The following is a 16,044-nucleotide window of genomic DNA, read 5'->3' on the forward strand; positions in this document are numbered from 1 at the left end:
ACCGCACATTAGTAAATCAAAGATAGAAATGAAATTAAAAATGTTAGTTTGCTGTTGTTCCCTGATCGGAATGACAGCATTCGCTCAAAAGAATGAGTGGAGAGATCCGAACGTGAATGCGGTGAACCGTGCCCCGATGCATGCGAACTACTTTGCGTTCGAAACAGCAGATGCAGCGTTAAAGGGATGTAAAGAATCATCAGCCAATTTTATGACTTTGAACGGAACCTGGAAATTTAACTGGGTGAAAGATGCCGATGCACGTCCTACTGATTTTTACCAGGTCGGTTTCAATGACAAAGGATGGGCGAATATGCCTGTACCCGGTATTTGGGAACTGAATGGTTTCGGCGATCCTATTTATGTGAATGTAGGATATGCCTGGCGGAACCAGTTCAAGAATAACCCACCTGAAATACCTGTAGAAAACAATCATGTCGGTTCTTATCGTAAAGAAATAGTTATTCCGGCAGACTGGAAAGGCAAGGAGATTTTTGCTCATTTCGGTTCGGTGACTTCCAATATGTATCTTTGGGTGAACGGTCAGTATGTCGGTTACAGCGAAGACAGCAAACTCGAAGCTGAGTTCGATTTGACAAAATACCTGAAACCGGGCAAGAACCTGATCGCGTTCCAGACTTTCCGCTGGTGTGACGGCACGTATCTGGAAGACCAGGATTTCCTGCGTTTGTCGGGTGTCGGTCGCGACTGCTATCTGTATGCACGCAATCCTAAATATATTCAGGATATCCGTGTGACTCCGGATCTGGATGCCCAGTATAAGGATGCGACATTGAATGTGAGCCTGAACCTGAAAGGTAGCGGGGCGGTAGACTTGAAATTGTTGGACAAACAAGGCAATCCGGTTGCTACGGCTTCCTTAAAGGGATCGGGTAAAGTATCGACAGACATCGCTGTTGCCAATCCGTTAAAATGGACGGCTGAAACACCGAACCTCTATACATTGGTTGCCACTTTGAAAGATGGTAATAAGGAACTGGAAGTTATTCCGGTAAAGGTCGGTTTCCGTAAGATCGAACTGAAGAACAGTCAGATACTGGTAAACGGTCAGCCGGTATTGTTCAAAGGAGCAGACCGTCATGAAATGGATCCGGACGGAGGTTATGTCGTATCCCGCGAACGTATGCTGCAGGATATCAGAATAATGAAAGAGTACAACCTCAATGCGGTTCGTACCTGTCACTATCCGGATGCGAATTTGTGGTATGACCTGTGCGACGAATACGGTATCTATGTCGTTGCCGAAGCGAATGTGGAATCTCACGGTATGGGATATGGCGAAGAAACACTGGCTAAGAATCCGTTATATGCTAAAGCACATATGGAGCGTAACCAGCGTAATGTACAGCGTGGTTTCAACCATCCGTCCATCATCTTTTGGTCGTTAGGTAATGAAGCTGGTTTCGGACCGAACTTCGAAGCATGCTACACCTGGATCAAGAATGAAGACAAGAGCCGTGCCGTTCAGTACGAACAGGCCGGAACGAATGAATTTACCGATATCTACTGCCCGATGTATCTGGATTATAAAGGATGTGAAGACTATTGTAACGGTAATGTCGATAAACCGCTTATCCAGTGTGAATATGCACATGCAATGGGTAATTCACAGGGTGGATTTAAAGAATATTGGGATCTTGTCCGTAAGTACCCGAAGTATCAGGGTGGTTTCATTTGGGACTTTGTGGATCAGTCTTTGCGTTGGAAGAATGACAAAGGTGTTGAATTTTATGGTTATGGCGGTGACTTTAACCGTTATGATGCAACCGATAACAACTTCCTCGATAATGGTTTGATCAGTCCGGATCGTAAACCGAATCCGCATATGCATGAAGTAGGCTATATCTATCAGTCTATTTGGGTAACTCCTTCCGACCTGGCAAACGGTGTCGTGAATGTGTATAATGAGAACTTCTTCCGTAATCTCGACGGTTATTATGCTGAATGGGAACTGTTGGCTGAGGGTGAAGTGATACAGACCGGTATGATCAAGGATTTGGATGTCGCTCCACAGCAGACTAAATCTGTAAAGTTGAATTATAGCACGGAAGGTATATGTAAATGTAAGGAATTACTGCTGAATGTGGCTTTCAAACTGAAGAAAGCGGAAACGATGCTTCCTGCCGGACATACGGTTGCCAAGAATCAGCTGGTGGTTCGTCCGTACAAAGCTCCTGAATTGAAACTGGCTAATGTGGAGAAGACCAATATTGCCACTGTCATTCCGACAATCAAAGAGAACGATTATAATTACCTGATCGTTTCCGGCGAGAACTTCCTGATCGAATTTAATAAGCATGACGGATTCCTTTGCAAATACGATGTGAAAGGACTGGCTTTGATCGATGAAGGCGGAAAGCTGACACCGAACTTCTGGCGTGCACCGACCGATAACGATATGGGTGCCGGTTTGCAGAAAAAATATGCTGCCTGGAAAGAACCGGGTCTGAAGCTGACTTCACTGACGAATAAGATCGAGAACGGTCAGGCTGTAGTAAATGCTGAATATACGATGGAAGCCGTATCGGCTAAATTGTCTATATCCTATACTATAAATAATGAAGGTGCGGTAAAAGTATCACAGAAGATGGTGGCCGACAAGTCAGCCAAGATTTCCGATATGTTCCGTTTCGGTATGCAGATGCAGATGCCGGAAGAGATGTCGCTGATCAAGTACTATGGACGTGGTCCGTGGGAGAATTATTCAGACCGTAACAACGTAACTGACCTGGGTAAATTCTGCCAGACAGTCGATGAACAGTTCTATTCTTATATCCGTCCGCAGGAAACCGGTACAAAGACAGATATCCGCTGGTGGAAACAGACGAATAAGGGAGGTAATGGTTTGATGTTCGTTGCCGAGGCTCCGTTCTCTGCTTCCGCATTGAATTATTCGATCGAATCGCTGGACGACGGTGTACAGAAAGATCAGAGACATTCAGAGCTGGTCCCGAAAGTAGACTATACAAATCTTTGTATAGATAAAGCGCAAATGGGATTAGGTTGTGTGAACAGTTGGGGTACATTGCCACTGGAGAAATATCGTTTACCTTATGGTGATTATGAATTTACTTTCATTATGACACCTGTTCAATCCAATCTCTAGGAGTCTGAAAATAATTAAAAAAAGCATAATCAGTTTACTTATTACGTTAAATCAACTGGTTATGCTTTCTTTATATTAAGTAAAATGCTACTTTTATTGCCGATTTTTAAATCTAATTCTTAGACTAAGTGTAATTTAGAATACCATAAAAACAGATGGCTACTAACAAAAATTCTAATCGATATTCATCAGACCAAAAGAAGAAGAGTTTTTTTAAAGGAAAGACCTTTATGCTTCTTCTAGGGGGGATATGTGGTGCCGGGGTAATGATCCTGGCTTATAATACGTCCGTCTATTTCTCTTCAGACGAGTCGTGTATGATGTGCCATGTGCATCCGCATGTGGAAAGTAGTTGGAAATTATCCAAGCACGTAAATAACGGAAGCGGTGTGAAAGTTCATTGTGTGGACTGCCATCTTCCGCCTAAACACGATACCTGGAATCATTATACGGCAAAAGCTAAGCTGGGCCTGAAAGATGTCTGGTCTTTTATGACGAAAGACAGCGCCGATTTTGACTGGAACGTAAAGTCGGAATTGGAACATGCCGTTAAGTATATCCCGAACGAATCATGTAAAGAGTGTCACCAGAACTTGTTTCCGGAAGGAATCACAAACGATGGTATCACTGCACACCTTTATTATGATGAGAATGAAAAGAAACTGGACCTGCAGTGTATCAGCTGTCACCTGGATGCCGGACACTACAACCCGAATTACAACCATTCGAAGTTGACAGGTATACCTGGACTGGCCGGCTCTGCTGCTATCGATACCAGTCTGTATTTTAAAGAACCGACACAGGTTACAAGCTTCACGGACTATGTAGAACAGATACCCGGAACTCCGGTATCATTCAAGATGGTTGCTGTTCCGGGCGGTTCGTTCAAAATGGGTAGTACCAGCAAGGAACCGTTCCATGAACCGGACGAGGCTCCTGTCCGTACGGTGACAGTCAGCCCGTTCTTTATGGCTGAGGTGGAAGTTACCTGGGACCAGTACTGGTCGTTCTATGGTAATACGATGAGTGAAGGACGTACTCCTCCCGAAACTGTATATGCAAACAACAGCAATCCGGATGTGGATGCTATTTCCGGTCCTACACCACCGTTCGGATTCCCCGATCAGGGATGGGGTGGTGGCGACCGTCCGGCTATTACGATGACACATTATGCAGCAGAAACATTCTGCCAGTGGTTGTCGAAGAAGACCGGCAAGAAATATCGTCTGCCGACCGAAGCTGAGTGGGAATATGCAGCTCGTGGCGGTACGGAAACTCCTTACTTCTTCAGCGGTAGCCCGAAGGACTTCTCCGACCAGGGATTCTGGCGTAAGTTCTTTGATGCAAAGACCGACAGCATCAGCTCGTTCGTTATCTACAGTAAGAACAGTAAGAACAAGACACAGGAACCGGAACTGGTGAAAGCCAATCCGTTCGGATTAAAGAATATGTTGGGTAATGTCATGGAATATTGTGCAGACAAGTATGATCCTGAAGCTTATGGCAAAGGGGGCGAATCTGTAACAGATCCGTTGGTAACCGAAGGAACAGAGTGGGTAGTACGCGGAGGTAACTATACATCCGATGCTGCAGACTTGCGTTCGGCAGCCCGCGACTATACCAAACATGAAGCGTGGTTAAAGACCGACCCGCAGCAACCTAAAAGTATCTGGTGGTACTCTGATATACGTGGTATTGGTTTCCGCGTGGTTTGCGAGCCGGATTCATCAATGAAGTAGACTAGTGTAAATAATATCAATTCTTTAAATTTTGCTATATCATGAAAAAGGAAAACAGTATCAGTAGAAGATCATTTTTAAAGAGCTCCGCTATGGCCGGTGCACTGGGTGCAATTGGAACAGGTGGCGCAGCAGGTGTGGTTTTAACCTCATGTAGCAGTGGAGAAAAAGCAAATGCTTTGAAACCGCTGAAAGAACCGGGTACTTATTATATCCCGGAACTGCCCGACCTGGCAACAGACGGACAAGAACTGAAAGCCGGTGTTATCGGTTGCGGCGGACGTGGTTCCGGTGCTGCTTTCAATTTCCTGAATGCTGCGAATGGCGTAACTATCGTTGCGTTGGGCGATACATTCAAAGAAAGAATCGACGGACTGGCTGATAAACTGAAAAAAGATAAGAATATAGATATTCCGGAAGACAAGCGTTTTGTCGGTCTGGATGCTTATAAGCAGGTAATAGACAGTGGGGTAGATGTGGTGATCATTGCAACTCCTCCTGTATTCCGCCCGGTACATTTCCAGTATGCGACAGAAAAGGGAAAACATTCATTCCTGGAAAAACCGATCTGTGTGGATCCGGTTGGTTATCGTACGATCATGGCTACTGCCAAACAGGCGGAAGCTAAGAATCTTCGCGTGATCACTGGTACACAGCGTCATCACCAGCGTCCTTATGTAGAGTCTTACAAGAAGATCATGGAAGGTATGATCGGTGAGATCACAGGCGGTACGGTTTACTGGAATCAGAATATGTTGTGGTTCCGCGAGCGTCAAAAAGAATGGAACGATTGCGAATATATGATCAAGGACTGGGTGAACTGGAAATGGTTATCCGGTGACCATATCGTAGAACAGCATGTACATAATATCGATGTATTTACCTGGTTCAGTGGCTTGAAGCCGGTAAAAGCTGTCGGCTTCGGTTCTCGTCAGCGTCGTATTACCGGTGATCAGTATGATAACTTCAGCATCGATTTCACGATGGAGAACGGTATCCACCTGCACAGTATGTGTCGCCAAGTAGACGGTTGTGCCAACAATGTCAGCGAATTTATCCAAGGAACGAAAGGCTCATGGAACAGTGCAACGATGGAGATCAAAGACCTTGCCGGCAATGTGATTTGGAAATATGACTACGAAGCAGAGAAAGCCAACTTCAAGCAGAACGACCCGTATACACTGGAACACGTAAACTGGATCAACAGCATCCGTGGCAACAAACCGCTTCAGCAGGCTACTGAAACAGCCGTATCGAACATGGCTGCTATTATGGGACGTGAATCTGCTTATACGGGAGCTGAAACGACATGGGATGCCATGACTGCTTCTCCGCTGGATTATACTCCGAAAGACCTCAATTTGGGTAAGATGGATATGAGTTCATTCACAGTTCCGGTACCGGGTAAACCTCGTGATACAAAATAAGTAACGATATGTCATTGAATAGAAGAAACTTTTTAAAAACAACATTATCCGGTGCTGCAGTAGCTGCTGTCAGTACCGGTGCGTTGGCTTCTTGTGCCGGTAAGGCTTCTTCGGATGAACAATGTCCGGAGACAAAGTCCTGCTGCAACACAAAAGCAAAACTGAACATCTCTTTCCAGGAAGGTACTGCACCGGGTGAAAACCTGAACCAGAAGCTGGACTATATGGAGAAGCTGGGTGTGGTCGGTTTCGAACCGGGCGGACGCGGACTGAAAGACCGGGTGAAAGAGATCAAAGAGGCTCTGAACGGTCGTGATATCAAGGTCAGTGCTATTTGTGCCGGTTTTGAAGGATTTATCCTTTCTACCGATCCTGCTATTCGTAAGAAATGTATGGATACAATGAAGGAGATCATCACCGCAGCCGGCGAGCTGGGGTCGACAGGTGTTATCATCGTTCCGGCGTTCAACGGGCAGGTCCCCGCGCTTCCTCATAACCAGGAAACCCGTGACTTCCTGTGCGAACAGTTTACGGAGATGGGTAATCATGCTGCACAGAACGGAACGACCGTGATTTTTGAACCTCTGAACCGCAAAGAATGTTTCTATATGCGTCAGGTGGCCGATGCAGCTTCCATATGCCGTGATATCAACAATCCGGGTGTACGTTGCATGGGGGACTTCTGGCATATGACCTGGGAGGAAACGTCCGATATGGGAGCGTTCCTTTCAGCGGGTGACTATCTGCAGCACGTGCACGTGGCAAGCCGCAAACGTCGCAGCATGCCGGGTGAAGACGGTGAGGCGGATAATTATGTAGACGGCTTCAAAGGTTTGAAGATGTTAGGTTATGATAAATACGTAAGTTTCGAATGCGGATGCCAGGGTGATCGCAACATTGTTGTCCCTGCCGCAGTAGAACTCTTGCGCAAACAATGGGAAGAAGCATAAACTATGCCTTTAGTATATCCAAATATGCAAATGAGTGAGGTGGTGGAGGAACATCCCTCACTCATTCCTGTAATCAACCGGTTTGGTATCCGCCTCGGATTGGGGGATAAATCGGTGAAAACGATCTGTGAAGAATATCAGCTGGATACGGATTTCCTGCTGACGGTAATAAACACGTTCCTGAACGAGGAATATTTCCCGGAAAGGAAGTTGCAGACCTTCCATACTTCGCAGATCATCGATTACCTGACCAAGACCAACCAATATTATTTACGTTATCAACTGCCGAACATAGAGCGGCATCTGACTTCTTTTATCTCTATGAGTACCCCGGGAAACAATACGTTGAATCTGATCGGCAAATTCTTCTCTTCTTTTAAGGAAGAGTTGACGGCGCGTATCGAGAAAGACGACACGGTTTGGTTCCCTTATTGCCAGGCATTAAGTGAGAAGATCAACGGTTGTCAGGCTTCCGGCGAAACGGGAGTGCTTCAACTTGGCGGTGAGCAGCGGCTGGAAGATCCTATCGAGGCGTTGTTGTCCGATCTGAAAGGCATAATGGTTAAACACCTGTCGGGTGATTACAATGAGAATTTATGTTATGCCGTGATCTTCGGCATCAGCAGCCTTGAAAAAGACATCAAACAACATAATCGTATCCGTTACCGTATTCTGACTCCGATGGTATCAGCCATGGAGAAACTGTGTAAATAATCCGTATTGATGCATAGAACCAAGCAAATAGCAATCATTTTATCCGATACTTTGCAGAGCATTGGTCTTCAGAGCTTGCTTACCGACTATTTCCCTCCTGTGGAAGTGTGTTGGTTTCCTACGTTCGATGCTTTCAATGTTGACGGTTGCAACGATACGTTCGATTACTATTTTACCTCACCTGAAACACAGGTAATGAATGGTGATTTTTTCCTGCCTCGCCGTAGTAAAACGGTTGTGTTAATCAATGGGGGAGAAGGTGACGGTGGTATCTCTACCACGAACCATATCACGGTAAAAGCCTCCCAGGAGATAATCATCGAGCAGTTACAGCAATTGCTAGCCAACGATAACTCCGCCAATCTATCTGGAGATACGAACAAAGACCTTTCTACCCGTGAAACCGATGTCCTCCAATTGATCGTAAAAGGTATCACCAACAAGGAAATAGCGGATAAATTAAGCATCAGCTTGAACACGGTCCTCACTCACCGAAAGAATATCACTACTAAATTAGGTATCAAAACCGTTTCCGGCCTGACTTTTTATGCCATCATGAATGGGATCATCTCAGGGGATGATATAGAATTGTAGAATAGCATTATAGTGCTGAATTGTTTGGCATGGTAGTGTTAAAATCACTACATGTAGTGATTGATTGTCTTCTATCTTTCCTGTTTCTTTGCAATTGAAAAATACTAATAGTTCGAGTACAATGAAACAACGCTGTCTGTGTGTGCTGGTTGTCAGCTCTCTTTTTGGTTTACAAGCTATGAAGGCTGATGAAATAAAAGTGAATGTCAATGAAAACGATACCATCAAAACGTATAATATCGATGAGGTGGTGGTGACTTCTTCCACGAAAGAAACGAATGATTTACGCTTATTGCCCAGTTCTGTTTCCATCATTTCCCCCCAGGCTATTTCCGGACGGCAGATCGATGCGTTGAAAGATATCAGTTCCTTTGTCCCTAACCTGTATATGCCGGATTACGGTTCGAAGATGACTTCGGCTATTTATATCCGTGGTATCGGTGCACGAAGCAGCGGACAATCGATCGGACTTTATGTGGATAATGTGCCGTATCTCGATAAGAGCACATTTGATTTCGAACTGAACGATATCCAGCGTATGGAGGTGTTGCGTGGTCCGCAGGGAACATTGTACGGACGTAATGCGATGGGAGGAATCGTGAATATCTATACGCTTTCACCTTTAAATTACCAGGGGACGAAACTGTCCTTGTCCGGTGGAAATTATGGCGCATTCAAGGCAAAGGGAGCCCATTACCGGAAGTTGAGCGACAATGTAGGCATTTCCCTTAGTGGTTATTACGATCGGAATGACGGATTCTTCGTCAATGAATATAGTGATACACGGGCCGATAAAGAAGAATCGGCAGGCGGTCGTTTCAAGCTGGACTGGTTGATCAAACCGAACCTGAAAGCGCAATATACATTCAATTACGACTATGTCAATCAGCGGGCGTTTCCTTACGGATTATATGATAAGGCAACGGGGACGGTTGCTCCGATCCGCATCAACGATCCCAGTTCTTATGAACGGAATATGCTGAATAATAGTCTTTATCTGGAATGGAAAACGGATAATATCCTACTTTCTTCTACTACTGCCTACCAGTATCTGAAGGATGATATGAAGATGGACCAGGACTATACAGAGAAGTCGGTCTTCACACTGAACCAAAAGCAGAAACAATATGCCTGGAGTGAAGAAGTGGCGATCCGTTCCAACCATAAGAAGAACTATCAGTGGAGTTTCGGGGCGTATGGCTTTTATAATAGTCTGAATACGGACGGGCCGGTTATCTTTAAGGAGGATGGCTTAAAGGATATCTTGCAGGATGCATTTGACAAGATGATCGGTAATAACCCGAATGCTCCTAAATTGACTGTGTATGGAGACGATAAGAATCAAATCTATTTCCCCGGTTATTTTAAAACGCCTACATTCGGCTTTGCCGCTTTTCATCAGTCTACTTATAATAACTTGTTCGTAGACGGACTTTCTATTACAGCTGGTATCCGTTTGGATTATGAAAAAGCGAAGCTGGATTATGATTCGGCTGTCGACAGTATGAAGATTGGGGTGTCGATGATGGGGAGGCCGCTGGGGACTTATCCGATGGAAGCACATTTGAAAGATAAGACATCACAGGACTTTTTACAGGTTTTGCCGAAGGTCTCCTTGCGTTACCAGTGCAGCCCGGGAACTTTTACTTACGTGTCTGTAGCAAAAGGGTACAAAACGGGCGGCTATAATGTGCAAATGTTCGGTGACCTGGTGCAGGAATATGCAAAATATGACCTGATGAAGAAGTTCATGCCTGCTGAAGCAGAAAAAAATAAACCGTCGGATGTAGAGTCGGTAGCTTCCTATAAACCTGAACATAGCTGGAACTACGAATTAGGCGTCCGCAGCGAATTGATTAAAAACCGGCTGAATGCAGAGTTGACATTTTTCTATATGGATATACAGGATATCCAGTTGACAACCTTTGCGGAGAATGGCAGTGGCCGTATGATCACCAACGGAGGAAAAGCGGACAGCTATGGTGTGGAAGTAAGCCTTCGCAGCCTGATTGCCGAGGGATTGACTGCCGATCTGAATTATGGTTTTACCCGTGCTACATTCCGTGATTATCTGGCTATCGACAGGGAAAGCAAGCTGGAGGTAAATTACAAGGATAACTTTGTCCCTTATACTCCGCGTCATACCGTAAGCCTGGGATTACAATATACGAAGTTGTTACGTAATTGCTGGTTGGATCAGTTTACTGTTTCTGCACAGTGCGCCGGAGCCGGGAAGATTTTTTGGACGGAAAAGAATGATATCAGCCAGGACTTTTATGCCGTGTTGAACGCCAAGGCTGGTGTACGTAAAGGGGCAGTCAATCTGAATGTATGGAGTCGTAATATAACAAATACGGATTATCAAGCATTTTATTTCGAATCATTCAACAATTCATTCATACAAAAAGGCAAACCGTTCCAGATCGGGGCAGAGGTTGCAGTAACTTTCTAAATGGATACTATGATTCAAAATTTATCAGAATTGAACCTATTCAGATCATATTAGGGGATGCAGATGACGCAGAATACGCAGATGCTCGCAGACTTTTTATTTTCTTTAAAAAGTATATTATCTGCGTTTATCTGCGCTAGTCTGCGTCATCTGCGTTCCTTAATACAAACTGGATATATAGTTCAACTTTTATACTGTATTGTTGTTAATTTGTTTATTATCAATAACTTGTATGATGTAGTCGACCAAAGAGCCCAAATCTCGTTTAAAACGAGTGAAAACTTGTTTAAAACGAGCTTATAGTCCGTTTAAAACGAAAAAAATCTCGTTTTAAACGAAGTGAGGGTTCGTTTTAAATGAGTTTTTGGGGAATCTAAAAATAATTTATATGAAAATATTACTTTTATTCTGTTGTTTGTCTCTTTCTGTTCTATCTGTACAAGCAGACGACCAGGATACAACGAAAGTCCGTCAGGTCGATCTGAACGAGGTGATAGTCCGGTCATTTAAACAAAGCAGAGACTTACGTTTGGAGCCGCTGTCGGCCTCGTCTGTTACCGGTACGGCTATACAGAATAAGAATATCACAGGTATCAAGGAGTTCAGCTCATTCATTCCCAACCTGTTTATGCCTGATTACGGTTCAAAACTGACTTCTCCTGTTTATATTCGGGGGATCGGTTCGAAGATTAATGCGCCTTCCGTCGGACTTTATGTGGATGGTATCCCTTATTTTGAAAAGTCGGCATTCGATTTTGACTTTGCTGAAATAGACCGCGTAGAAGTATTGCGCGGCCCGCAGGGAACCCTGTACGGACGTAATACCATGGGAGGGATTATTAATGTATATACCAAATCTCCCTTGAAATATCAGGGGATGAATGCCTCTGTCTCTAACGGTACGTACGGTGCCCGCGATTATGCTCTTTCCCGTTATGCGAAGATAGGAGAGAAATTCGGTTATTCCCTTTCTGCCAATTATAACAGGAGTGACGGCTATTTCACGAATTTGTTTACCGACAAAAGAGCAGACGACCAGAAAAGCGGTTCCGGACGTATCCGGCTGGAATGGCAACCGACGGAGCAGTGGTCGCTTGGCTTGATGAGTTCTTACGATTATTCCAAACAGGGAGGGTATCCGTATGCTGTCTGCGATTCGCTGACACATCGGCCCGGTGATGTGAATTATAACGACTATAGCTTTTATAAACGGGCCATGTCGACAACCGGTCTGACTGCTGAGTATAAAGGAACCGGCTATAGCCTGAGCAGCAAAACTGCCTTTCAGTATCTGTCGGACCATCAGGGTATCGACCAGGACTTCTCTCCGGCAAGCGTTTATTTTGCTAAGCAGGACCAGAAGCAGAAGATGTTTTCAGAGGAATTCAATCTGAAATCGACAACGACCCACCGGTATAAGTGGTTGTTTGGAGCTTTCGGTTTTTGGCAGGGTATTGACAATACCGTGATACTGGATTATCTGGCACAGAAATACACGACCCGCAAAATCTATGATACGCCGACTTACGGCTTTGCCCTGTACCATCAGTCCACTTTCGATGATCTCCTGTTCGACGGTCTCTCTGCTACTTTCGGTATACGGTATGATTACGAACGTGCATCTACCGATTTTATCGGTTTTAAAGAAACTGAAGAGAAAACAGAACAATTGGATGCCTTTTACAGTAAACTGAAATTCAGCCAGGTGACACCTAAGTTTGCGTTACAGTACCTGTTCCCGTCTTCGGGGATCCTCTATGCCACAGTGACGAAAGGGTATAAAACCGGTGGGTTCAATACCTCTTTCGAGCGTGAGGAGGATCGTTCTTTCCGACCGGAAACGAGCTGGAACTATGAGGTGGGCGGCAAGCATCCTTTTTTGGATAACCGGCTGCGTGCCGATATCGCCTTCTTTTGGATCGACTGGAAGAATCAGCAGATCAGTCAGACACTTCCTTTCGGTCGCGGTTCCATGTTGACCAATGCCGGTCGGAGTGAGAGCAAAGGGGTAGAGGTCAGCCTGCAGGGGAATCCGGTGAACGGGTTGATGGTGCAGGTGAATTATGGTTTTACCCATGCTACTTTTAAAGACTATGTCGACGAGAAGAAGAAGATCGATTATTCGGGCAACTATCTCCCGATGGTGCCGTCGCATACATTTGCAGTCGGTGCCGATTATACGATTCCGACACCTTGTTCCCATATCGACCGTATCATGATCAGTACAAATTTTACCGGTGTGGGAGAGATCCATTGGAAAGAAGATAATAAAGTTACTCAATCTTTTTACGGACAATTGAACGGAAAGGTGTCAATAACCAAAGGATTCGCTACCTTTGCAATTTGGGCTAAGAATATCACCAATACACAATATACCGCATTTTATTTTGAATCGGGAGGAAAAGGACTGGCACAGTCGGGACGTCCGTTTACGATTGGCGGTAGTGTGGCAATAGCACTTTGATATGATACAAAAAAATAAAGCGTTCAACCTCGGAACCTTTTTCTGCCTGTATATTGCGCAGACCATTCCGATGAGTTTCTTCTCCACCGTCATCCCGGTCATGATGCGGCAGGAGAATTTTTCCTTGTCCGCCATCGGGCTATTACAACTGATCAAGCTGCCCTGGATATTGAAATTCCTGTGGTCGCCGATGGTAGACCGTCATGCCCGGACAACGGGCGATTATAAACGGTGGATTTTCTCTTCCGAACTGATCTATGCCGTCCTGATCTTTGCTGTTGCCTTTCTTGATTTCAAGACAGACTTTTATACGATTATCGCCTTGATTATCGTGTCGTTTATCGCTTCAGCCACACAGGATATAGCGACCGATGCGCTGGCGGTTCTTTCTTTTAGCCGGAAGGATAAAAGCCTGGTGAACAGTATGCAGTCGATGGGCAGTTTTGGTGGTTCGATGATCGGTGGCGGTGTGTTACTGCTCTTGTTCAAACAATTGGGATGGAATAGCCTGTTGCCGTGTGTGGCCCTGTTCGTGATAGTGGCTTTACTCCCGTTGCTGTTCAATCGAGGTCTGGAGATTGCCCCCAAAGATACACACGAACGGGCGAAGAAAGCGGATGTCTTCTATTTCTTCGCCCAAAAGAATATATGGAAACAGATCGGTTTCCTGTTCCTTTATTATTCAGGACTGATCGGCACGCTGGCGATGTTGAAGCCTTATTTGGTCGACCTGGGATATTCGATGAAAGAGATCGGGGTGATGAGCGGGGTGATCGGTACCTCCTTCGGTTTTGTATTTTCTTTTATCGGAGGTTTTATTGTACGCCGGATCGGACGGCATTGGGCGCGTATCCTGTTTTCCGTCTTTGTATTGCTTGCCACACTCTACTTCCTGGGGCTTTCTTATGTGACTCCGACGCTCGGAATGTTGTACATGGGGATTGCCTTGCTTTGGGGAAGCTACGGGATGGCTACCATTGTGGTATATACTACCGCTATGGATTGCGTGCGCCCCGGACGGGAAGGTACTGACTTTACGGTACAGACTGTGATCACCCATCTGAGCGGAATGCTGATGGCCATCTTGAGCGGGAAAATAGCCGATCATACCGGCTATCACGGACTGTTTTTCTTTGAAGTCAGCCTGGCCCTTTTGTCACTTGTTTATATATTGATCGTGTTTAGAAAAGAGAAAGAAACAGCATAGTTATGATACAAAACTTATTACAAAAATACAATGTGCCGGTTCCGAGGTATACCAGCTATCCGCCGGCCAATTATTTTACGGATACATTTACAAATACAGATTATGAAGCTGCCATAGAAGCCTCCAATACTGCCAGTCCCGGACATATCTCTTTCTATGTACATATTCCTTTCTGCCGTCATCTTTGTCATTATTGCGGATGCAATTCGTTTGCAATGATGAACCGGAGTGTGGTGGAACGTTATATAGAAGCCCTACATGTGGAGATCGATAAAGTGAAAGAACGGCTGGCTCCGGGACGAAAAATATCCCAGATACATTATGGCGGAGGAAGCCCTACGGCCATGCCGGTATATGTTTTGAAAGAACTGAACGACCATCTGTTGGCCGGTTTTGAAACGATCGATCAGCCGGAAATAGCCGTGGAATGCCATCCCGGATACCTGGATGAAGAATATTGGCAATACCTGACCGAAGCCGGTTTCAACCGCTTTAGCCTGGGTGTTCAGGATTTCAATGAAAAGGTATTGAAGACAGTAAACCGTCGTCCGGCTTTACTGCCGGTTGAAATGATCTTCCGGATCCTTCGCAGCAAAGGAGCACGTATCAATATGGATTTTATTTACGGATTGCCTTTCCAGACAGCCGAAAGCTTTTCCGAAACCATTACCCGGGCAGCCGTTTTACAGCCGGATCGTTTGGTTACTTTTTCTTATGCGCATGTCCCCTGGGTCAACCGGCAACAGCTGATCCTGGAAAAAGCCGGCCTTCCCGCCAGTGAGGAAAAGAGCCGTATGTTTGAAGCTGCGAAAGAAATATTGGGCGGTACCGGTTATAAAACCATCGGTCTGGATCATTTTGTACTTGAAGACGACGAATTGTATACCGCCCGGCAAAACGGACAGCTGCACCGTAACTTTCAGGGCTATTGTACCCGTCGTACGACAGGGCAGGTGTATGCTTTCGGTGTGACGGGCATAAGCCAGCTGAGTTCCGCTTATACGCAGAACAGTAAAGATATTCACCGATATATCGAACAGATCGAAGACGGTTCGTTTGCCATAGCAAAAGGATATACATTAAGCCGCGACGAACAGATCACCCGCGAAGCGATCGAAACGCTGATGTGTAACTATACATTGAACTGGCAGGATGTGGCTACCCGCCTGTCTTGCCCTGTTGATGAGGTAAAAGCGGCAACAGCTTATGATGAAAAACGTATGCGGGAGTTTGCCGGGGACGGTTTGATCGAATATGACGATGATCATATCCGCATGACTTCCGAAGGCGCTCTTTTTGTTCGTAACGTGGCGGCATCGTTGGATAAACTGATGCTTCATTCTAATAAATCATTTTCTAAACCAGTCTGA

General features: G+C 45.3%; 10 protein-coding genes. All 10 read left to right on the forward strand.

Annotated features, from left to right (window positions below):
• Positions 1–28 precede the first annotated feature (28 nt).
• The 10 genes from lacZ to hemN all read left to right on the forward strand — a co-directional run bounded on the left by lacZ (position 29) and on the right by hemN (position 16,044).
• Entirely contained in the window at positions 29–3,127 is a 3,099-nt protein-coding gene (gene lacZ, locus P3L47_RS11530; RefSeq protein ID WP_277780870.1) for a beta-galactosidase, LacZ type, read from the forward strand.
• 155 nt (positions 3,128–3,282) lie between these two features.
• Complete coding sequence (locus tag P3L47_RS11535) at positions 3,283–4,866, forward strand: SUMF1/EgtB/PvdO family nonheme iron enzyme (RefSeq protein ID WP_122360825.1); 1,584 nt, start codon at positions 3,283–3,285, stop codon at positions 4,864–4,866.
• 41 nt (positions 4,867–4,907) lie between these two features.
• Positions 4,908–6,293: a Gfo/Idh/MocA family protein gene (locus P3L47_RS11540; RefSeq protein WP_122360824.1), complete on the forward strand. Its 1,386-nt coding sequence runs from the start codon at positions 4,908–4,910 to the stop codon at positions 6,291–6,293.
• Positions 6,294–6,301: 8 nt separating this feature from the next.
• Positions 6,302–7,243, forward strand: a complete 942-nt coding sequence (locus tag P3L47_RS11545) for a TIM barrel protein (RefSeq protein ID WP_277780871.1) — start codon at positions 6,302–6,304, stop codon at positions 7,241–7,243.
• A 24-nt stretch (positions 7,244–7,267) separates the two neighbouring features.
• Positions 7,268–7,957 carry a helix-turn-helix transcriptional regulator gene (locus P3L47_RS11550; RefSeq protein ID WP_199715431.1) on the forward strand — a complete coding sequence of 230 codons (690 nt, stop codon included), beginning with the start codon at positions 7,268–7,270 and terminating at the stop codon, positions 7,955–7,957.
• A gap of 9 nt (positions 7,958–7,966) precedes the next feature.
• Positions 7,967–8,551: a helix-turn-helix transcriptional regulator gene (locus P3L47_RS11555; RefSeq protein WP_122360821.1), complete on the forward strand. Its 585-nt coding sequence runs from the start codon at positions 7,967–7,969 to the stop codon at positions 8,549–8,551.
• A gap of 121 nt (positions 8,552–8,672) precedes the next feature.
• Positions 8,673–11,003, forward strand: coding sequence for a TonB-dependent receptor (locus P3L47_RS11560; RefSeq protein WP_122360820.1), 2,331 nt, complete (start codon positions 8,673–8,675; stop codon positions 11,001–11,003).
• Between the two features lie 388 nt (positions 11,004–11,391).
• On the forward strand, positions 11,392–13,467 hold the full coding sequence (locus P3L47_RS11565) for a TonB-dependent receptor (RefSeq protein WP_277780872.1): 2,076 nt from the start codon (positions 11,392–11,394) through the stop codon (positions 13,465–13,467).
• Position 13,468: 1 nt separating this feature from the next.
• The gene (locus tag P3L47_RS11570) at positions 13,469–14,674 is read left to right on the forward strand and encodes an MFS transporter (protein ID WP_122360818.1); all 1,206 of its coding nucleotides are present in this window, start codon (positions 13,469–13,471) and stop codon (positions 14,672–14,674) included.
• Between the two features lie 2 nt (positions 14,675–14,676).
• Entirely contained in the window at positions 14,677–16,044 is a 1,368-nt protein-coding gene (gene hemN / locus P3L47_RS11575; RefSeq protein WP_129735014.1) for an oxygen-independent coproporphyrinogen III oxidase, read from the forward strand.

Origin of the sequence: Parabacteroides chongii (assembly GCF_029581355.1) — a bacterium.
Taxonomy (GTDB): domain Bacteria; phylum Bacteroidota; class Bacteroidia; order Bacteroidales; family Tannerellaceae; genus Parabacteroides; species Parabacteroides chongii.